The sequence below is a fragment of the Neisseria sicca genome, from assembly GCF_003044565.1.
In the GTDB taxonomy this organism is placed as follows: domain Bacteria; phylum Pseudomonadota; class Gammaproteobacteria; order Burkholderiales; family Neisseriaceae; genus Neisseria; species Neisseria sicca_A.
This window is the reverse complement of the sequence record NZ_POXG01000002.1, coordinates 50,596-70,501: the sequence shown is the minus strand read 5'-3', so window position 1 is coordinate 70,501 and position 19,906 is coordinate 50,596. Positions and strand designations below refer to the sequence as shown.

The following is a 19,906-nucleotide window of genomic DNA, read 5'->3' as shown; positions in this document are numbered from 1 at the left end:
TCCTGCTTCATTGCCGAATACATTGGACTTGAGAGGATGGCTCTTTTATCAAAATAGAAAAAGGTCGTCTGAAAACGGACTTGGCGGGTTTCGCCAACGTTTTCAGACGACCTTTGTTTCAAACGCTCTTGCGTTTATTCACTCCTTTTAGTCGGCAACTGCCATCAGGCTGGCGTTGCCGCCGGCGGCTGTGGTGTTGACGCTGCAAGAAATTTCTTCAAACACTTGCAGGATGTCCAAGCCTTGTTCGGACGGGAGAATGCGGATGAGTGCGCCGTCGCGTTTTGCCAGTTCTTGCTTGCGGCTGCTGTCCAGCGGGCTTAGGGCGGCGACGTGGTTTACGCCTGTGCTTTCAGGTTTGCTGTTGACTTGCAACAGGTCTTCAAGGTCGGCGGTGTAGGCGGCAAGCGGGCTGTCGGGTTCGACGACGGTTACGATGCCTGCGGCGGCAAGTTCGGTCAGGGCGCAGAAGGCTTGCAGGAGGCTGCCGCCGTGTACCCAGACGCGTTTGGGCGCGCGCCAGCTCAGGGCGTTGCGTTCGCCGGTCGGGCCGACCAAGACAGATTCTGCTTGGCGCAGGGTGCGGATGCGGGCGTGTCCCAATGCCGATGCCGCTGATTTTTTCTCTTCCGCATTAAACGGCAGCTTGTGAATCAGGGCTTCGAGGCGTTTGAGCGCGGCTTCGTCTGCTTGTCCGATGCGGCTCAGCGGCGGGGCAACCCATTCGGGAATGCGGGTCAGTTTTTGCAGATAGAACGAACCGCCTGCTTTCGGACCTGTACCTGACATACCGTGTCCGCCGAACGGTTGTACGCCGACGACGGCGCCAACGATGTTGCGGTTGACGTAAACGTTGCCCGCTTCGATGCGCTCGCGGATGCGTTTGACCGTGCCTTCGATGCGGCTGTGTACGCCGCTGGTGAGCGCGTAACCTTTGCTGTTGATTTGGTCGATGATTTGGTCAAGCTCGTCGGCGCGGTAGCGGACAACGTGCAGCACAGGACCGAAAACTTCGCGGGTGAGTTCGTTCAAGTTGTTGAGTTCGAACAAAATCGGCAGCACGAAGGTGGATTTCGCAGGGTCAACGTCGGAAGCGGCTTTGACTTCGTGGTAAGACTTGGCAACGCCCTTCATTTTGTTGATATGCGATTGCAGGTTTTGCTGCGCTTCAGAATCGATGACGGGGCCTACGTCGGTGGTGAGCTGAACGGGTTTGCCGACGACCAATTCGTCCATCGCGCCTTTGATGATGGCGAGCATCTTGTCGGCGACATCTTCTTGAACGCAAAGGATACGCAAGGCGGAGCAGCGTTGTCCCGCGCTGTCGAAGGCGGAGTTGAGCACGTCCAAGCAAACTTGCTCGGGCAGCGCGGTAGAATCGACAATCATGGCGTTTTGACCGCCGGTTTCGGCAATCAATACGGGGCTGTCGTCGCGTTTGGCAAGGGCTTTGTTAATCAGTTGCGCCACTTCGGTCGATCCGGTGAAAATCACGCCACCGATACGCGGGTCGCCTGTCAGTGCCGCGCCAACATCGCCTGCGCCGAGGACAAGTTGCAAGGCGGAAGTCGGGATGCCTGCTTCGTGCATCAGGGAGACGGCGTAGCTGGCAATCAGGCTGGTTTGTTCGGCAGGTTTGGCGATAACGGTGTTGCCAGCTGCCAATGCGGAAACGACTTCGCCGGTAAAGATGGCGAGCGGGAAGTTCCACGGGCTGATGGCGACGATGGCGCCGACGGCTTTGGCATCTTTGGGCAGGGTGTTTTCGGCTTCGCCTGCGTAGTAGCGGCAGAAATCGACGGCTTCGCGCACTTCGGCGACGGCGTTGTTCAGCGTTTTACCTGCTTCGCGCACGGCAAGCATCATCAGCGCTGGGGTGTGCTGTTCCAGCAAATCGGCAAAGCGGCGCAGGCATTCGGCGCGCTCGGCGGCTGGCGTCGCGCTCCATTCGGGGAACGCGGCAACGGCTGCGCCAATCGCTTCTTGGGCAAGCGCGGCATCGGCAAAGCTGACTGTGCCGACGATGTCGTCGTGGTCGGCGGGGTTTTTAATCGGTTGCGCTTCGCCGACATCGCGGGCTTTGCCGTTGATAATGGACGCGGCGTGGAAGTCTTGCGCGGCGGCTCGGTTGAGTTTTTCTTGAAGCTGTTGCAACACGGTTTCGTTGCTGAAATCGACGCCTTGAGAATTCAGACGACCCCTGCCGTACAAATCGCGCGGCAGCGGCAAGGCGTTGTGCAGATGGATGCCTTGTTCGGCGATGGTGTCGAACGGGCTGCGGATCAGCGTGTCGATGCTGATGTTTTCATCGACGATTTGGTTGACAAACGACGAGTTCGCGCCGTTTTCCAACAGGCGGCGTACCAAGTAGGCGAGCAGGGTTTCGTGCGTACCGACCGGAGCGTACACGCGCACGCGGCGGCCTAAGTTTTGCGGGCCGACCACTTGGTCGTACAAGGTTTCGCCCATGCCGTGCAGGCATTGGTGTTCAAAGTCTTTGCCTTTGCCCATTTGGTAAATCGCGCCCAAGGTGTAGGCGTTGTGGGTGGCGAATTGTGGGAACACGGCGTCTTGCGCGTCCAGCAGTTTGCGCGCGCAGGCGAGGTAGGAGATGTCGGTATGGACTTTGCGGGTGTAGGTCGGATAGCCGTCCAGGCCGTCCACTTGCGCCCATTTGATTTCGCTGTCCCAGTACGCGCCTTTAACGAGGCGGATCATCAGTTTTTGGTTGTTGCGGCGGGCAAGGTCAATCAGATAGTCAATGACGAAGGGGCAGCGTTTTTGATATGCCTGAACGACAAAGCCGATGCCTTTGTAACCCGCCAAATCGGGGTCGGAAACGAGTGCTTCCATCAAATCCAAAGACAGCTCCAAACGGTTGGCTTCTTCAGCGTCGATGTTGATACCGATATCGTATTTTTTACCCAAAAGGAACAGCTCTTTCAGACGAGGCAAGAGTTCGCTCATCACGCGTTCGTGTTGGGCGCGGGAGTAGCGCGGATGGATGGCGGAAAGCTTGACGGAAATGCCGTTGCCTTCATAAACGCCTTGCCCGGCGGCGTCTTTGCCGATGGCGTGAATGGCTTGAACGTAGTCGTTGTAATAGCGGTCGGCATCTTCTTGGGTGAAGGCGGCTTCGCCCAACATATCGAAGGAGAAGCGGTAGCCCATTTTTTCGCGCTCTTTGCCGTTTTGTAGGGCTTCTTCAATGGTTTGTCCGGTAACAAACTGCTTGCCCAACAGGCGCATGGCGTAGTTCACGCCTTGGCGGATCAGGGGCGCGCCGCCTTTGCTGACGAGGCGGTTCAGAGCCGAACCCATCTGCTTGTCGCTCGGCGCGGTCAGTTTGCCGGTAATCAGCAAGCCCCATGCGGCGGCGTTGACGAACAGGGACGGGCTGTTGTTCAAATGGCTTTTCCAGTTGCCTTCGGAAATTTTGTCGGCAATCAGGCGGTCGCGCGTCGCATTGTCGGGAATGCGCAGCAAAGCCTCCGCCAGACACATCAGCGCAATGCCTTCTTCGCTGGAGAGCGAGAACTCGTGCATCAGCGCATCCACCCCGCTGGCTTTGGTGCGGCTGGCACGAACCTGCGTAACCAAACGGCGCGCGAGTTCGGACGCCGCCCGACGCTCCTCATCGCTCATCTGGGCGCGTTGCAGCATATCTTGAACGGCTTCGATTTCGTTGCGGCGGTAAGCATCGGTAATCGCTTGGCGCAGTGGCGTTTGTGTCGGAAAAGCAAAGTCAAACATTTTAAGGTTCTCCAAAGTTTTTATGATGATTTTCAGACGACCCCATCCCTTTTCGAGGTCGTCTGAAAAGATTTAAAGCATATAGATAATATCTTAATAAATTTATAAGGGCCGGACAAGCAATTTATCTCAAAAACAGGATTTTTTGCTTTGATAAAAAGCAGATAAAGCCCAAAGAGTGCATTATCCGCATGAGCATCAATATAAAAATAAAACCTGCCTCCCTATATAAAAATTCAGACGACCTGCGGTCAACGGCAGGTCGTCTGAAAACACTTATTTCGCCTCGCGGTATTCTGTGTCCGATTTTTCAAAACGTTCTTGGACTTCACGAGACGGCTCTTTGTCGATAAGTGAAACCACAATAGCGACCACCAAACAAGCGATGAAGCCGGGGATGATTTCGTACATGGTCCAAATACCGGTTTGATTTACAGCCAAAGCCGGTTTCTTGACCCACTCCGCCCACGCCACCACAGTCAGCGCACCAGCAATCATGCCGGACAAAGCGCCGTATGCCGTAATGCGTTTCCACAATACCGACAGAATCACAATCGGACCGAACGCCGCGCCGAAACCTGCCCACGCATAAGATACCAAGCCTAAAACTTTGCTCTCAGGGTCGGAAGCAATCAGAATCGAGATAATGGCAATCGCCAATACCATCAGACGACCAATCCACACCAATTCTGACTGCGGCGCGTTTTTGCGCAAAAAGCCTTTATAGAAGTCTTCGGTAATTGCGCTGGAGCAAACCAAAAGCTGGCAAGACAAAGTGGACATGACCGCCGCCAAAATCGCGCTCAAAATAATGCCTGCAATCCAAGGGTTGAACAATAAAGTAGAAAGCGCGATGAAGATACGCTCGTGGTTGCCGTGCATGGAAGCGGTTTGGTCGGGATTCGCACCAAAATACGCAATACCGAAATAACCGACCGCTACCGCGCCTGCCAGACACAACACCATCCAAGTCATACCGATGCGGCGTGCGGACACCAGCGATTTCGCGCTTTCAGCCGCCATAAAGCGCGCCAGAATGTGCGGCTGACCGAAATAGCCCAAGCCCCATGCAGCTGTGGAAATAATACCGATAACGGTCGTGCCGGCAAGCAGACTGTTATATTCCTTGCCTGTACTTGCGGCAACGCTTTGAATCGCGGCAGACATTTGTTCTGCACCGCCCAGACCCAAATACACCATCATAGGTGTCAAAATCAGCGCAAAAATCATCAAAGAAGCTTGCAGCGTATCCGTCCAGCTGACCGCCAAGAATCCGCCCAAGAAGGTATAGGCAATGGTTGCACCCGCGCCCAGCCACATCGCCTGCTTGTAAGTCATGCCTTCAAACAGGCTTTGGAATAAGGTTGCCCCCGCCACAATGCCCGAAGCGCAATAAATCGTGAAGAAAAACAGAATAATCAGCGCGGAAACCACTTTCATCAAATGTCCGCCCGCGCCGAAGCGGTGGAAGAAATAATCCGGCAGCGTCAGCGCGTTATTGGCATGTTCGGTATGAACGCGTAGACGACCAGCTAGCAAAAGCCAGTTGAAATACGCGCCGATCACCAAACCGATGGCAATCCAAGATTTATTCAAACCGTAAAGATAAATCTCGCCGGGCAGACCCATCAAAAGCCAGCCCGACATATCGGACGCGCCCGCCGACATCGCCGTAACGAACGGGCCCAAGCTGCGGCCGCCCAAAATATAATCATCGAAATTGCGCGTGGAGAAATACGCGGCCAGACCAATCAAGAGAACAGCAACCAGATAGATTGCAAAAGTGATATACATGGGATTCATGTACTATTCCTCATCTAAAACTTCAAAATCACGGGCTGATGAAATTGCAGGCAATCCACGCCCAAACATTTTTCTAATTAAAATACAGCGGAAATTTCTATTTTTTGTAGCTTATTGAAAATAAATTATTTATTAATTCAAATGGATATGTAATTGAGGCATATGAAATTGTAAATAATCTGTTTGAGCATACCTGAAAACAGAAAGCTTGCAAAGCTCATGATGACCGTTGCCCGCCGGTTTTACTCAAATATTTTTCAAACCATATTAAAAACATTAGTTTACAAATCATTTTGAAATATATTGCATCCGAATAGGTTTGAAACTATCTTTCCGAAGCGTTTGGAAACGGATGCGGATTGGGTGTAGTCAGACAACAAGTTGAATAAATCGGAGATGATTTTGTAGGACGAATGTGCAAGCCAAGGGGTCGTCTGAAAATTTCAGACGACCCCTTGGCAAACTGTTGGGTATGGATAAAGAGCGGAATCGGGTTTGTGCCGGTTGTCGAAAATATAGTGGATTAACTTTAAATCAGGACAAGGCGACGAAGCCGCAGACGGTACAGGTAGTACGACAAGGCGAGGTAACGCCGTCCTGGTTTAAAGTTAATCCACTATATTACATTATCTTTATTGGATTTCTCTATATTATTCCGCGTTGTTTCACTATACTTACGCTTTATTTTGATAACAAAGGCTTTTTATGAACCATTTGGGTTTCCCCATTGAAACCGTCGCCGTTTTCGTGATTTTGTCTGTGGGCGCGATTGCCATCGATTTGTTCGCCCATAAGGACAACAAACCGATGTCGCTGAAAAGTGCTGCGATATGGTCGCTATTTTGGGTGTTGATATCGATTTTGTTCGGCGCATTTTTATGGGTTCATCACGGCAGTGAAGCCGCCAGCCTGTTCTTTACCGGCTATGCTTTGGAAAAAGTGTTGTCCGTTGATAATCTGTTTTTAATGATGGCGGTTTTTGCTTGGTTTAAAGTGCCTGAAGGCCTGCGCCACCGCGTTTTGTACTGGGGGATTATCGGCGCGATTATTTTCCGCATGATTTTTGTCGCCATCGGTGCCGGACTGTTGGCGTTGGGACCGATTGTAGAAGTGGTTTTCGCCGTCATTGTCGGCTATACCGCCGTTATGATGCTGCGTCGGGATGAAGAAGAGGGTGAAGAAGATGCCGATTATTCCGAACACTTGGCGTATCGTGTCGTCCATCGCTTCTTCCCCGTGTTCCCCCGTCTTTACGGCAGCCATTTCTTCTTGAATGGCGAGGAGTTGAAAAAGGCGCATGAGCAATATCCCGAGGTGCGGCTTGAACCGGCGGGTGAAGACCTCAAGCATCCTGAAAATAACCATCCTCAGAAAATGCGTAAAGGGCAGTTGGTCGCAACGCCGCTGTTTTTATGTTTGGCAGTGATTGAGTTGTCGGACGTGATGTTCGCGTTTGACAGCGTACCTGCGGTGATTGCCGTATCTAAAGAACCGTTGATTGTTTACAGCGCCATGATGTTTGCCATTTTGGGTTTGCGTACGCTTTATTTCGTATTGGAAGCGTTGAAGGGCTATTTGGTTCATTTGGAAAAAGCTGTGGTTGTGTTGCTGTTCTTCATCGCTGCCAAACTGGGCTTGTCGGCAAGTAACCATATGTTCCATCACGGATGGGACATTTCTCCCAATACGTCTTTGCTGGTTGTATTGGTTGTACTGACTTGCGGGATTGCCGCTTCCTTCATTTTTCCTGATAAGAAAAATAAAGGTAAAGCCGATTCGTGATCTGCTTCGGGGAAGGAAACGAAACAGTAGGATTTACAACCTCTGAAATACACTTCAGGCAGCCGGAATTTCATTTCTCGGCTGCCTGAAGTGTATTTATGTTTTAAGCTTCCATCCGTTCTTCGCACTTCATTCTTGCATCTATCCAAGTATCGCCGCCCGGCTGTACGATTTTTGAAACCAGTTTATCCAAGTCGTTTAGATAGTTGGTTGCATTCGGACTGTTAATCACGACGACTACAATCATGGGCTTATCCCCTAACCAGTATCCTGCGAGAGCGCGTACGTCTTTGAGCGTTCCCGTTTTCAGGCGCAGGGCAGGACCTGCTTGTTTGAGGCGGTATTTCAGCGTGCCATCTTGACCGGCGATGGGTAAGGTGTCGATGAAGTCTTGTTTGAACGGGCTGAAATAGGCTTTTTCCAGCATTTGCGCGAGCATATTTGCGCTGACGCGTTCGCGGCGGGATAAACCGGAGCCGTTTTCCAAGACCAAATTTTCCGTATCCACGCCCGCGGTAGCCAATTCACGTTTTACGGCTGAAGAGGCTTGCTGCAAAGCAGAGTTGCCGGAATGTTCGCCGCCCAATTTCAAAAATACGGAGCGCGCAATCAAATTATTTGAATATTTGTTCATGTCCGTCAAAATGGCAGACATGGGTTTGGATTGGTGTACCGCCAGCGTTTTGGCATGGGGCGGCACGGATGCGACCTTGATGCCGTCGGTAATTTCTCCGCCTGAGTAACGCCATTGGTTGATAAAGCTTTTTTGTACAAATTCACGCATGTTCAGCATGTTGACGTACATTTCATTGCCCAAACACGATTCCGGAACTTTGCCGGAAACATGCAATACGCCGCCTTTGTAGTTTGCGCGCATATGGTTTTGCAAGGCTTTGCAGGATGTGTTTGATGGCGTGACGTTGATTTTGTTGTCGATTTTAATATCGGGGAGGGGCGGGTTGGTCACAAGATCTACGCCGCCTATGTCGTTGCGTTCTGGTTTGACCGATACGACTTTGTAAGCCAGCATATTCGGGTCGGGCGGCGTCATGAATAGAGAGCCGATATCGGATTCGAAATCGCTCGGATTTTGAATATCTCCCCATAAATGGCGGTCGAGTACCAAGCCGCCGGTGATTTTGCGTATGCCTTTATCGCGCAATTGCTGCTGCATCCCGACCAAGCCTTCTTGGTCGAAAACAGGGTCTCCGCTGCCGACCCAATAAATATCGCCTTGCAAGGTATCGCCTTGAATCGTGCCGTCGCTTTTGAATTGTGTCGTCCAGCGATAATCGCCGCCCAAGGCTTTAAATGCGGCAAACGCTGTAACCAGCTTCATGGTCGATGCGGGGTTGACCGGCACATTCGAACGGTGGTCGACCAAGACGTTTCCGCTGTCCAATTCTTGAACATACACAGAAATTTCGTCTTGAGGGATGCGGCCGAAATCGATGGCAAATGCCGGCAAAGAGAGGATGGACAGCCATAAAAGAGCGGCTGTTTGTCTTAACTTCATGATAGTTCTGAAAAACACATAAAGCATAATTATAAAGCAAGGTCGTCTGAAAAACGAGGATGGCTGCTTGGCGGCTGAAAAAGTTGTTCCTTATGGATGAAATGTGTCACTATTTCGTTCGGTGCAGACAATCGGCGCTTAGGACGAACTATGATAGAATTCGTTTTTAAAACAAGATAAAAGGAATACATTATGCGACTGCTTCATACGATGTTGCGCGTTGGCAACCTCGAAAAATCTTTGGACTTCTATCAAAATGTTTTAGGTATGTCTTTGCTGCGCCGCCACGATTATCCCGAAGGACGTTTTACTCTGGCGTTTGTCGGTTATGGTAATGAGGCTGAAAATACCGTACTGGAATTGACGCACAACTGGGATACGGAAAGCTACGATATCGGCAATGCTTACGGTCATATCGCGGTAGAAGTGGATGATGCGTATGAGGCTTGCGAACGGGTCAGACAAAAAGGCGGAAAAGTCGTGCGCGAGGCAGGACCGATGATGCACGGCACAACCGTTATCGCTTTTGTCGAAGATCCTGACGGTTATAAAATCGAATTTATCCAAAAAAACAGCGGCAATGATTCAGTGAAATACTGATTTTCCAATCGTCTGATAAAAAGGTCGTCTGAAAAACCCTTCTCAATCGGGTTTTCAGACGACCTTTTTGTTTTAATAGCCATGATTTATGCCACAGGCGGCATTTGGGCGGCGATTTCCTGCATCCATACCGTGGTTTCAGCGAAAGCGGGGCGGGCGAGATGTTTGGCGGCGTAGCGTTGCAATACGTCGGTTTCATCGGCGGGCAACACTTTCCAATTTTGCGTTAAGTGCAGAATCAGTGCGGAGCAGTACAAATCCATCGCGGTAAAGCTGTTGCCGACGATGTAGTCGCGGTTTTTCAAGTGTTCGCGCAATGTGTTCCATGCGGTATCAAAATCGCCGTAACCGATTTGGCGGCGGCACTCGGGCGTTTCAACAGGCAGGTTGTGCAGTTTGTTGAAGCCTGCGTATTCGAGGTGCATCAATATGCACATCCAGCGGTAGTATTCTCCGCGTTCCACCGTACCCGCTGCGGGGATGAGGTGTTTGTCGGGGAATTGTTCCGCCAAAAAGGTAATGATAGCGGTCGATTCAGTCAGTACGGCATCACCGAATTTGAGCGCGGGGACTTGCCCTTGTGGATTGATGGCGAGATATTCGGCGGATTTCATTTGTGCGCCGAACTGGATAGGTACGACGGTGTATTCCGTGCCGCATTCTTTGAGCATCCATACGACGTATCTGCCGCGTGAAAAGGGATGGGTATAGAGCGTGATGTTGTGCATGTCTTTTCCTTTTGCACGATGAATGGTTTTGGCGAAACCCATACGGCTGGTTTTCAGACGACCTCATCAATAGGCGATGCTTTTTGCCGCTTCGTTCAAACCGTTTTCCAAAGATTCCAGCATGGCGGTATAGCCGTCGCCTTGTTGCGGGGTGGTAACGTCAAACGGTTTGTTGCGTCCGTCCGGCCACAGGGCGTAGCCGCTGACGGTAGTCTGTCCCTGGTAGCTGCCTTGGAAGGCTTCAACATAGATTTTCAGGGTTTGGGCGCTTTGGCTGCGTGCGGCGGGGACAAAAGTATGGCGCGGGTTGAGGCGGTTGAGTTTGTTGCTGAAGTTCGCCGCCAGCGCGCCGTCGAGCGGTGCCGCCCAAAGGTGGTTCTTCGCCAAATTCATATGATATGCGTCGGTTTGGTAAACGAGGCCGCCGTTGGCGAGCGGTTCGGTAAGGTTGACTTTGACCGCGATTTCGCTGCCTTGCGCCGCCGGCCGGATGTATTGGCTGTCGGGCAGGACGAAATATTGCGGGCTTTGCGTAGTGCCGCAGGCGGCAAGCGTCAGGGCGGCGGCAATCGGGAAGAGGCGCATTATCGGCTTCCTTTCGGGATGGGGTCTTTGCTGCTGCTGTTAAAAATCAGCGCGTTGGGTTTTTCTTTCAAAGTATTAATGACGGGCTGTACGTCTCTGAGGGTTCTATCTAGGCTTTGCAGGGTATTTTGTACGTCGCCGTAGATGGGCGATTGCGGCGATACGCCTTGCAGGGTCTGGCGCAATTCTTTCAGGGTTTGGTTCAGCTCGTTGGGGATGTTTTGCGTTTGCGGTTTGCCGACCAGTTTGTCGATAGAGCTTAGGGCGGCATTGGCGGATTTTAGGGTGGATTTGAGCTCGGCTAGCGAGCCGTTCAACCCGGCAACGGTTTTATCCAACGGCAAGTTGTTGAATTTCTCTAACAAGTCCGCCACTTTCGCCTGCAAATCGTCCAAACCGCCGCCTTGTGTGGCAATGACGGTATCGCCTGCGTAAACGGTGTGCGGTCGCAGCTTGGGCGAAGAAGAAGGCTGGTCGTTCAATTCAATCATTTTGCTGCCGGTCAGCAGATTGTTGCTGGAGATAGTGGCGGTCAGACCTTTGCCCAAAGCCGCTTGGAATTGTTGTTTCCAATGCTCTTTGCTTTGTTCGTCAGCGTTGATTTCCATGCGCGACGGCTCGATGCGGATGCGCACGGGAATCCAGCCGTTTTCAAACAGATGCAGGCTGTCGTTTCGGTCGAAATAGGGAACATCGGAAACCACACCTACATTAAGCCCTTTATATTCGACGGGCGAGCCTGCGGTAAGACCGCGCACGGACTGTTTGAAAAACGCAGTGTAATACAGCGAACGGTCGTCGGGCAGATTTGCCACTTCGCTGCGGCTGTCGTAAAGCGTAAAACTGTCTTCGCTTTTCACATTTTTGTTGTTTTTGGTTTTCGGCGAATCAAACGAAATCGCGCCGGAAAGCAACGCGGGCAGAGGGGCAGAGTTGAGTTTTACGCCGCTGCCTGTGGTTTCGATATTGATGCCGCTCTCCAGCCAAAAGCGGCTTTCCGAATTAATCAATTTATCGTTCGGGCTTTGGATGAAGATGGTGTAATGCACGGTTTGGTCGGCAGGCTCGAAATACGCGCTTTCGACCTGTCCAACCATAAAGTTTTCATAAAGCACAGGGCTGCTGACGTTGAGGATTTTGTCGTTTTGACCGACCAGCTTCAGGCGCAGGCCGCTTTGTCCGATGGCGGCAATCGGCGGAATGTCCTGAACTTCAAATACGTCCTTCGTTTCATTGCTTTTGCCGGGCGTAAACGCGATATACGAACCAGACAGGAGCGTGCTCAAACCCGTTACGCCGCTTTGGTCGATACGGGGCTTGACCACCCAAAACTGCGTATCGCTGCGGATGAGGTCTTTCGCATCGGCGTTAAGCTGGGCGGTGACTTCCACGCCTTTTTGGTCATCGCGCAGCTTGATGCGGGTAACGTGTCCGACATCGACGTTCAATACTTTAATCACCGTGTTGTTGACCTCAATGCCTTCCGCGCTGTCCATCAAAAGCGTGACGACCGGACCTCGGTTGCGGATGTCTTTCACCAGCAGCCAGCCGCCTGCAATCAGCGCAATCAGCGGAATCAGCCACACGATAGACGTGAAGACATTGGTTTTTTTGACACGCGCAGGTGCGCGATGTGTTTGAGAAGAATCGTGTTTTTTCATTGTTTCTGGTTATCGTCGGAATCGGGGTCGTCTGAAAGCTGCTGGTGTCTGTCCCAAATCAGGCGGGGGTCGAAATAATAGGCAGACAGCATGGTCAATACCACCACCAGGCAGAAATAAACCGCCGCCCCGCCGGGGACGACGCGCGCCATGTTGGTGTGGAACGAGCTCATCAAAATAATAATCACAAAAATATCAATCATCGACCAGCGGCCGATGGATTCGGTAATCCGGTAAAGCACCGACATTTTTGGTGCGCTCATCGGCGGTTTGAAATAAGCGGATGCAATCAAAACCGCCATCGCGATAATCTTCAATACCGGCACCAAAATACTCGCGCTGAAAATAATCACCGCAATCAGCCTGTCGCCGTCGTTCCACATATACACAATGCCGTTGAAAATCGTATTGACCTCCAGCGCGGTAGGGTTCGACGAAATCATAATCGGCAGAATATTCGCAGGGAAATACAGGATAAACGCCGCAATCAAAAACGCCAGCGAAATGCTCAGGCTTTTCGGACGGCGGCAATACAAATCCGCACCGCAGACCTCGCAAGGCTGCTCGTCTTTATCGCGGAAATACAGGCAACGGCTGCAACAAGTTTTGTCGTCAGATGCCGTTTGCACCGCATCCCCGCCCGTCAGTCTGTGGATTTTATAATAAACCCAATGCTGCGGAATCGAGACCGAAGTCCGAATCAGCATGACTGACAGCGCAAACATCAAATAAAACGCCGAGCCGAATTCTACCGCCGCCACAGACGAGAGCTTGATATACGCCACCAAAGTGGAAATAAAAAACACATCCACCATAATCGCATGGCGCAGCCTGACCAAAACCCGCGTCGCAAACCGCAGTGCAGGATACGCCCGCTCGCGCACCAGCGCAGTATAAACATAGAGGCAGAGCAGCAAAAACAATACCGGCGCGCCAAAAGTGAGGACAAACATCACTTCCGCCAGAAAACCGTAATCCTGATAAATCAAAAGCCGCATCATTTCCGGCAGCGACAGGACGGATGTTACGCCGAAGAGTTCCACGCGGATATAAACCATGCTGTACGCAAACGCCATCAAAATCAGCGAAGTCGTCGCGTAAGCCAGCGGGGCAACATAAGGATTGTTTTCCACCTCGACCACTTCATGATTGCACACCGGACAATGCGCTTCCTGCCCCTGCCGCAGGCGCGGAATATCCATGCGGTTGCCGCAGTCCGGGCAATCCACCGTATGCGCCGGCAGCGATGCGTCGGGTAGGTAGGATTTATAACGCCACCAGCGCGTATAGCTAGGAATCGGTTTCATGGAGGAGGGAAGAGGTCAAAGAGGCAGGTATTATAAAGGAAAACATAGGGATAGCCCAAATTGCTTACATATGGGGGAGATAGTGTCTGGAAAACGAATTATGACTATATAAATAGTATTGTTTGTAATCAAATTGAGGTCGTCTGAAACGCTTTCAGACGACCCTTTGTCATATTTGTTGCAAATATGTAGAAACAACAGGTTTATGTAAATAATAGCAAGTTAAATTCTTGCTATTGTAATAGAAATGATATATATTCCTAAATTGTTTTGTAATATGACAATCTTCGTTTGTAAACGAGTCAATGTCGAAGTATCTTAATTTCCATTTCTAGATACAGATTTTTCATCAGTTAATTTTTTATTGATTCGGGGCGGTCTTCATTTGAGGTCGTCTGAAAACCCGCTGTGCGGGTTTTATTAAAACATTCATTGAATTTTGTAGATTATCAAAGGATATTCACATGAGCGAAACACAAGAGCTGACTTTTGCCAAACGTCTGAAAGAGCAAACCACCACCGTTCACGACAGCGTGGACAACTTGGTTATGTCTGTCGAGCCGTTTACCAACAAAGAGAACTACATCAAATTTTTGAAACTGCAATCCGTGTTCCACAAAGCGGTCGATCATATCTATAAAGACCCGGAGTTGAACAAAGCCATTCCCGAGCTGGAATACATGGCGCGTTACGACGCGGTAACGCAAGACTTGGCGGATTTGGGCGACAAACCTTACGAATACGGCAAACCGCTGCCGCACGAAACCGGCAACAAAGCCATCGGTTGGCTGTATTGCGCCGAAGGTTCCAATTTGGGCGCAGCATTTTTGTTTAAACACGCGCAAAAGCTGGATTACACCGGCGAACACGGCGCGCGCCACCTCGCTCCCCATCCGAACGGCCGCGGCAAACATTGGCGTGCCTTTGTCGAGCATCTGAATGCTTTGGGTTTAAGCCCTGAAGCTGAAGCCGAAGCGATTCAAGGCGCAAAAGATGCATTTGCGTTCTATAAAGTCGTTCTGCGCGAAACATTTGACCTGCCTGCAGGTGCGGAAGCTCCGGAAGGCTTTGTTCCGCATCGTCATTAATGGTTTGACGATATAAGTAGAGGTCGTCTGAAACACATCTGTATGCACGGATTCATAAATTCTGTTTTCAGACGACCTTCATACTGATGCAAGTTTAGTACCGTTTGGTTATCCGCATTTGCGGTATATTTTAATTGGTTTGATGTAAATAATTATCAAATATTTTATCAGCATCATTCCAAAATGCTATTGTCACATTCAGGAGTTTGACCATGAAGGAATCATTTAAATTAAGTATGTTGGCGATTGCCTGCAGTATCGCATTGAGTGCATGCGGTTCAAGCGGTGGTGGCACGCCATCTGCACAGCCTGCACCGACCCCGCAACAGCCGGGCAATAATTCCGGCTCGGGCGGAGGAGGTGATTCAAAACAAACTGAAGACGCTAAGAAAGCTGAAGAAGCCAAGAAAGCTGAAGAAGCCAAGAAAGCTGAAGAAGCCAAGAAAGCTGAAGAAGCCAAGAAAGCTGAAGAAGCCAAGAAAGCTGAAGAAGCCAAGAAAGCTGAAGAAGCCAAGAAAGCTGAAGAAGCCAAGAAAGCTGAAGAAGCCAAGAAAGCTGAAGAAGCCAAGAAAGCTGAAGAAGCCAAGAAAGCCGAAGAAGCTAAGAAAGCCAATGAGGCCAATTCAGGTCAAGGTTTTGGCGGCGAAGGCAAAGTAATGGGCAAGGCTTTGGATGGCGGTGTCTTGGTAGCGAAAAAACGTGAAACCGGCGATTTGGAATATGCAAAAACCGAAGCTCCGACTGCCTCGGATAAAAACAGCGTCGTACTTGATGGTGTCGCCATTAATACCAAAGACGTTAAAGCAGGTGAGTTCACGTTGGGCGAAAGAAGTACGAACGGCGGTAAAGCCGATGCAGCACAATATGCGGTACACAGCGGCGACCTGCTGCCTGACGTTCGTTACGGCGGTGTTGCCGATGTAACCAACCTGCGTGATTTCAAACAAGCTTTATTTGTACAAGGTACTCCTACCGGAAGCGATACTGTTGCCGCTCAAAAAGGCGAAGCTACTTATAAAGGTATCGGTTTGCATTTTGCAAACGGATTGCCGGTCAATACCAGCTTGTTAAACGAGCTTCCTGATACAAGCTCTGCATCTAAATTGGAAAACCTGTATCCTGCCGCCAGAGCAACCGATGTTACCGCAAAAGTCAATTTCGACCAAAAAACCATCAATGTCGGCATCAACCGCTATTCCGATCAAACGGTTGGCGGTGGTAGCGGTGGCAACAGGATTGCAGGTGTCGTCAAATCCAATGCGCGCGATATGGCGGAAAATCTGTCTTTCAATGGCGATTTGCACGGCAACACCTTCTCCAACAAGCAAGGTACGATGCAAGGCGGATTCTTTGGCGCGAAGGCAGACCAACTTGCCGGTACATATAGTGCGGCAGGCAAAAACCAACGTGATGAAGACGTAGTGGCGCGCGGTGTGTTTGGTGCAAAACGCCGAGATGCAGCAGCTCAAGCAGGCGGACAGCCTGATGCGCCGGTTGCCAAACCTGATGCGCCTGTAACTCAGCCTAAAGTTGATGCCGCTGCAGCCGAATTGAAAAAAGGCGAAACAGGCGAGCAATACTTCTTATCGAATATCGCGGACTTGACCAAAGTCATTATCAACGGTACGGCAATCGCTTTGGCACCTGTTACCAACAAGCTCCATCAAACTGAATTGGGCTCAGACTATAAGTCGTTTGTTGCTTCAGGCAATTTGAGCAATGTTGTCTTCGGTGCGGCAAAACTTGCCGATAATGCTTACTCCTTGTTTGTTCAGGGTGAAATGAGTGCTTCTCTGCCGTCCGGTACTGCCAAATATGCCGGCGATGTGTTGAATTTCCGTGCCCGCAACTTAGATGATAAGGAAAACTGGGTGGGTGCCGGCAACACCTATCGTACCACCGGTTCATTTACCGCCGATGTTGATTTTGATGCAAAAACCATCGCAGGTAAAATCAATAGTGGCGATAACCGATATATGGGTGAAAAAGCCTTTACCGCAGGTATTTCAGGCAGCAGCTTTAACGGCAAGTGGAATTCCGGTGTCGAAGGTTCTATATCCGGCGGATTCTATGGCGACAAAGCAGCCGAAATGGCGGGGCGTTACAGTTACAATAAGACACCAGGCAACAACGGTTCTTTGAGTGACAATGCCTTTGGTGTATTCGGCGGTAAAAAACAATAACCGTCTGTTTAAGCTGAAAACAAACCGCCTGAAAGGGCGGTTTGTTTTTGAGTGGGTAGGATTTTTAGATGACCTTAGACTTTTAGAGTAAGTTTGGGAAAAGGGGATGCAAGACGTTTTCAAAGTAGGGGAGGGGTCGTCTGAAAACAGCCATACCCATTCTGTTGTAAAAAATTCTTTATGCATAGACATTTCATCCCTAATTTGCTGCACTTGTCCGAACTCAATATAAATTCCGTCCTATATCCGCTATAATCGAAAATCGATTATCCAATGTATAAGACAGGAAAATTCATGTCCCAAAGCCGTTTCAACCAAACCGGCCCCAAAATCGGTCTGAGCGTGCGCCTTGCGGAAACGCAGGCGGAAATTGAAGCAGCACAACGCTTGCGTTATCAAGTATTCGCCCAAGAGCTGGGTGCAGAAATCGAAAGCGACGACGGTCGCGATGTCGATCCTTACGACGAACATTGCCACCACCTTTTGGCTTTTGACGACGCAACTGGAGACGTCATCGGCTGCTACCGCCTGATTACCGAAGAAACCGCCAAAAAAGTCGGCGGCTGGTATAGCGAACATGAATTTGACTTGTCCCCTTTGAAAGACATTTTGCCGCAAACCGTCGAACTAGGTCGCGCCTGCACCCATCCCGACTACCGCAACGGCGGTTTGGTCATGCTTTTGTGGTCGGGTTTGGTCAAATTCATGAAAGACGAAAACCTGCGCTTCATGATAGGCTGCGGCAGCATTGATATGCACGACGGCGGCAGCGATGCGGCGGGTCTGTATCATGCCCTGAAATCCAAATACCTCGCGCCTGAAAAATGGTGCGTCAAGCCGCTCAATCCACTCAAGTGGGACAAAATCACCCCGTCGGACAAACCGGATGTTCCGCCGCTGATTAAAGGTTACCTCAACGCAGGCGCATGGTTTTGCGGCGAGCCTTGTGTCGATGAAGCGTTCAACTGCGCCGACGTGCTTATCATGATGGACATTACCCGTCTGGCAGACCGTTACCTTCAGCGTTTTGCCCCCAGACTATAAAGACTAAAAGGTCGTCTGAAAACCTTTTCAGACGACCTCAACTATTGTGAAATCAACAATTTTTAGCAATTTCACCCTATACCAATATACACACACCACAACCTTATGATTGCCAAACTACGTTTTACTTTCCGCCTGCTCTGTATCGGCTTCTGCCTGCTTTACGGTATGGCGGAAATGTTCTTCCTGTTTCCTTTTTACAGCAAACGGCGCAAACTGCGTGCCATTCAAATCTGGTCGCTGCGCGTCCTCGCTTCATGCGGCATGAAGCTGGAAACCTTCGGTACGTTGCCTCAGGAAGGGCAGGCGCAGTTGTTAATCAGCAACCATATCTCTTGGCTAGACATCATGGCGGTCAACGGCGCATTTCCGGGTCGCTTTGTGGCAAAAGACGATGTCGCCAAATGGCCGGTGGTCGGCTATCTCGCCACGCAGGCGCAAACCGTTTACGTTTCACGCAATAAAGGCACCAAAGGCAATACCGCCAAAATCGCTACCGTAACCGAAGCCCTCAAAAACGGCGATACCGTGACTATTTTTCCTGAAGGAACGAGTACGGAAGGTTACGAAATCCTCCCGTTCAAACCCAGCTTTTTCCAAACTGCCTACGATGCAGGCGTTCCCATTATCCCCATGCTCTGCCGCTACCCCAATCCCGACGGCACAAGTCCGAACCTTCAGGCGGCTTATGTGGGCGATACCAGCTTGTGGCAATCCATCTGCATGATTATCAGCCAGCCTTCCAGTAAAGTGGAGCTGCATTTCCTGGAGCCGGTTCCCGCTAAAGAAGACCGCTATGAAACGGCGCAGGAAGTACACGGCATCTTGAGCCGGAAATTGAAAGAATTGGACTGAAGAGTCAAAACAAATGAAAGGTCGTCTGAAAACGATATGGCAAGTGTAACGAAGCATGCCAAACTCGTTTTCAGACGACCTTTTTATGTCTTTGGGGAGTAAGTTGGCGGGGGGTAAAGCTGCTGATTTTTTTCCCTCTAAACAGAAGGAGAGGCGGCTTTGTCCTGCTTCCATTCAAACCCGCTATAAAAATCGAGATACATCAGAAAAGCAAAAAATCCGAGTTTATCCATCATTTTTTAGGATTTTAAATTTTACTAAAAATATTTTGATAAACAAAAGGATATACGCTTTTTGTGGAATTGTTAGATACAATCGAGTATAATTTTGCGATTGTTTTATTCTGCAATTTCAGGCAGTGGATTGTCTGGGATGCTTATAGGAGCCCAATACCATGATGATATTATATTCAGGCATTACATGCCCGTTCAGCCAACGCTGTCGCTTCGTCCTATACGAAAAAGGCATGGATTTTGAAATCAAAGACGTTGATATTTTCAATAAGCCCGAAGATCTTGCCGTAATGAATCCGTATAACCAAGTTCCCGTTTTGGTTGAACGTGATTTGATCCTCTATGAATCCAATATCATCAATGAATACATAGACGAACGTTTCCCACATCCGCAGCTGATGCCCGGCGACCCCGTCATGCGCGGTCGCGGACGATTGGTTTTGTTCCGTATGGAGAAAGAGCTGTTCAGCTTGGTGCATGTATTGGAAAACCCAAATTCCACCAATAAAGAAATGGCGAAAGCGCGCGAAGCCATCGGCAACGGTCTGACCATGCTTGCGCCTGCGTTCACCAAAAACAAATACATTCTCGGCGATGATTTCTCAATGATTGACGTGGCGCTGTCTCCGTTGCTGTGGCGTCTCGACCATTACGACATCAAACTCGGCAAATCCGCCGCACCGTTGCTGAAATATGCCGAACGTATCTTCCAACGCGAAGCCTTCATTGAGGCAATGACCCCAGCTGAGAAGGCAATGCGCCGTTAAA

14 protein-coding genes are annotated in these 19,906 nt (G+C 50.3%); 7 read left to right on the top strand and 7 right to left on the bottom strand.

Annotated features, from left to right (window positions below; genetic code table 11):
• Window positions 1–147: 147 nt before the first annotated feature.
• Window positions 148–3,753: a bifunctional proline dehydrogenase/L-glutamate gamma-semialdehyde dehydrogenase PutA gene (gene putA / locus DBZ16_RS04860; RefSeq protein ID WP_107813171.1), complete on the bottom strand. Its 3,606-nt coding sequence runs from the start codon at window positions 3,751–3,753 to the stop codon at window positions 148–150.
• A 276-nt stretch (window positions 3,754–4,029) separates the two neighbouring features.
• Entirely contained in the window at window positions 4,030–5,556 is a 1,527-nt protein-coding gene (gene putP / locus DBZ16_RS04855) for a sodium/proline symporter PutP (RefSeq protein ID WP_107813170.1), read from the bottom strand.
• 705 nt (window positions 5,557–6,261) lie between these two features.
• Here putP and DBZ16_RS04850 point away from each other — a divergent pair.
• Window positions 6,262–7,338 (top strand): TerC/Alx family metal homeostasis membrane protein, encoded by a 1,077-nt coding sequence (locus tag DBZ16_RS04850; protein ID WP_107813169.1) that lies wholly within the window; start codon window positions 6,262–6,264, stop codon window positions 7,336–7,338.
• Between the two features lie 103 nt (window positions 7,339–7,441).
• Here DBZ16_RS04850 and dacB read toward each other — a convergent pair whose 3' ends face one another.
• Window positions 7,442–8,881 (bottom strand): D-alanyl-D-alanine carboxypeptidase/D-alanyl-D-alanine endopeptidase, encoded by a 1,440-nt coding sequence (gene dacB / locus DBZ16_RS04845; RefSeq protein WP_107813168.1) that lies wholly within the window; start codon window positions 8,879–8,881, stop codon window positions 7,442–7,444.
• 165 nt (window positions 8,882–9,046) lie between these two features.
• On the opposite strand from dacB, the gene gloA reads away from it, so the two are divergent.
• Window positions 9,047–9,454: a lactoylglutathione lyase gene (gene gloA, locus DBZ16_RS04840; RefSeq protein WP_003756006.1), complete on the top strand. Its 408-nt coding sequence runs from the start codon at window positions 9,047–9,049 to the stop codon at window positions 9,452–9,454.
• An 86-nt stretch (window positions 9,455–9,540) separates the two neighbouring features.
• Here the strand turns inward: gloA and DBZ16_RS04835 are convergent, their stop codons facing one another.
• The 4 genes from DBZ16_RS04835 to DBZ16_RS04820 form a co-directional block, all read right to left on the bottom strand.
• Window positions 9,541–10,182, bottom strand: coding sequence for a glutathione S-transferase family protein (locus DBZ16_RS04835; protein WP_107813464.1), 642 nt, complete (start codon window positions 10,180–10,182; stop codon window positions 9,541–9,543).
• A gap of 66 nt (window positions 10,183–10,248) precedes the next feature.
• A complete protein-coding gene (locus tag DBZ16_RS04830; RefSeq protein ID WP_107813167.1) occupies window positions 10,249–10,767 on the bottom strand; it encodes a PqiC family protein in 519 nt (172 codons plus the stop codon).
• Entirely contained in the window at window positions 10,767–12,428 is a 1,662-nt protein-coding gene (gene pqiB, locus DBZ16_RS04825) for an intermembrane transport protein PqiB (protein WP_107813166.1), read from the bottom strand. Before pqiB ends, DBZ16_RS04830 begins: the two co-directional genes overlap by 1 nt.
• A complete protein-coding gene (locus DBZ16_RS04820; protein WP_107813165.1) occupies window positions 12,425–13,735 on the bottom strand; it encodes a paraquat-inducible protein A in 1,311 nt (436 codons plus the stop codon). The genes pqiB and DBZ16_RS04820 overlap by 4 nt, the downstream gene beginning before the upstream one ends.
• A gap of 464 nt (window positions 13,736–14,199) precedes the next feature.
• Here DBZ16_RS04820 and DBZ16_RS04810 point away from each other — a divergent pair, with 464 nt between their 5' ends.
• From DBZ16_RS04810 to DBZ16_RS04785, 5 genes are all read left to right on the top strand, one after another.
• Window positions 14,200–14,823, top strand: a complete 624-nt coding sequence (locus DBZ16_RS04810) for a biliverdin-producing heme oxygenase (RefSeq protein WP_107813163.1) — start codon at window positions 14,200–14,202, stop codon at window positions 14,821–14,823.
• A 212-nt stretch (window positions 14,824–15,035) separates the two neighbouring features.
• A complete protein-coding gene (locus DBZ16_RS04805) occupies window positions 15,036–17,006 on the top strand; it encodes a transferrin-binding protein-like solute binding protein (protein ID WP_107813162.1) in 1,971 nt (656 codons plus the stop codon).
• Between the two features lie 294 nt (window positions 17,007–17,300).
• A complete protein-coding gene (locus tag DBZ16_RS04795; protein ID WP_049230384.1) occupies window positions 17,301–18,050 on the top strand; it encodes a GNAT family N-acetyltransferase in 750 nt (249 codons plus the stop codon).
• A gap of 105 nt (window positions 18,051–18,155) precedes the next feature.
• On the top strand, window positions 18,156–18,905 hold the full coding sequence (locus DBZ16_RS04790) for a lysophospholipid acyltransferase family protein (protein ID WP_107813161.1): 750 nt from the start codon (window positions 18,156–18,158) through the stop codon (window positions 18,903–18,905).
• A 394-nt stretch (window positions 18,906–19,299) separates the two neighbouring features.
• Window positions 19,300–19,905, top strand: coding sequence for a glutathione S-transferase N-terminal domain-containing protein (locus DBZ16_RS04785; protein WP_003762636.1), 606 nt, complete (start codon window positions 19,300–19,302; stop codon window positions 19,903–19,905).
• The last annotated feature ends 1 nt before the right edge of the window (window position 19,906 follow it).

What these genes read in the sequence shown, in the direction of transcription:
- DBZ16_RS04805 (WP_107813162.1), top strand. Translation starts at nt 15,036, where the DNA reads ATGAAGGAATCATTTAAATTAAGTATGTTGGCGATTGCCTGCAGTATC.
- DBZ16_RS04830 (WP_107813167.1), bottom strand. Translation starts at nt 10,767, where the DNA reads ATGCGCCTCTTCCCGATTGCCGCCGCCCTGACGCTTGCCGCCTGCGGC.
- DBZ16_RS04785 (WP_003762636.1), top strand. Translation starts at nt 19,300, where the DNA reads ATGATGATATTATATTCAGGCATTACATGCCCGTTCAGCCAACGCTGT.
- pqiB (WP_107813166.1), bottom strand. Translation starts at nt 12,428, where the DNA reads ATGAAAAAACACGATTCTTCTCAAACACATCGCGCACCTGCGCGTGTC.
- dacB (WP_107813168.1), bottom strand. Translation starts at nt 8,881, where the DNA reads ATGCTTTATGTGTTTTTCAGAACTATCATGAAGTTAAGACAAACAGCC.
- DBZ16_RS04810 (WP_107813163.1), top strand. Translation starts at nt 14,200, where the DNA reads ATGAGCGAAACACAAGAGCTGACTTTTGCCAAACGTCTGAAAGAGCAA.
- gloA (WP_003756006.1), top strand. Translation starts at nt 9,047, where the DNA reads ATGCGACTGCTTCATACGATGTTGCGCGTTGGCAACCTCGAAAAATCT.
- DBZ16_RS04820 (WP_107813165.1), bottom strand. Translation starts at nt 13,735, where the DNA reads ATGAAACCGATTCCTAGCTATACGCGCTGGTGGCGTTATAAATCCTAC.
- DBZ16_RS04850 (WP_107813169.1), top strand. Translation starts at nt 6,262, where the DNA reads ATGAACCATTTGGGTTTCCCCATTGAAACCGTCGCCGTTTTCGTGATT.
- DBZ16_RS04835 (WP_107813464.1), bottom strand. Translation starts at nt 10,182, where the DNA reads ATGCACAACATCACGCTCTATACCCATCCCTTTTCACGCGGCAGATAC.
- putA (WP_107813171.1), bottom strand. Translation starts at nt 3,753, where the DNA reads ATGTTTGACTTTGCTTTTCCGACACAAACGCCACTGCGCCAAGCGATT.
- DBZ16_RS04790 (WP_107813161.1), top strand. Translation starts at nt 18,156, where the DNA reads ATGATTGCCAAACTACGTTTTACTTTCCGCCTGCTCTGTATCGGCTTC.
- DBZ16_RS04795 (WP_049230384.1), top strand. Translation starts at nt 17,301, where the DNA reads ATGTCCCAAAGCCGTTTCAACCAAACCGGCCCCAAAATCGGTCTGAGC.
- putP (WP_107813170.1), bottom strand. Translation starts at nt 5,556, where the DNA reads ATGAATCCCATGTATATCACTTTTGCAATCTATCTGGTTGCTGTTCTC.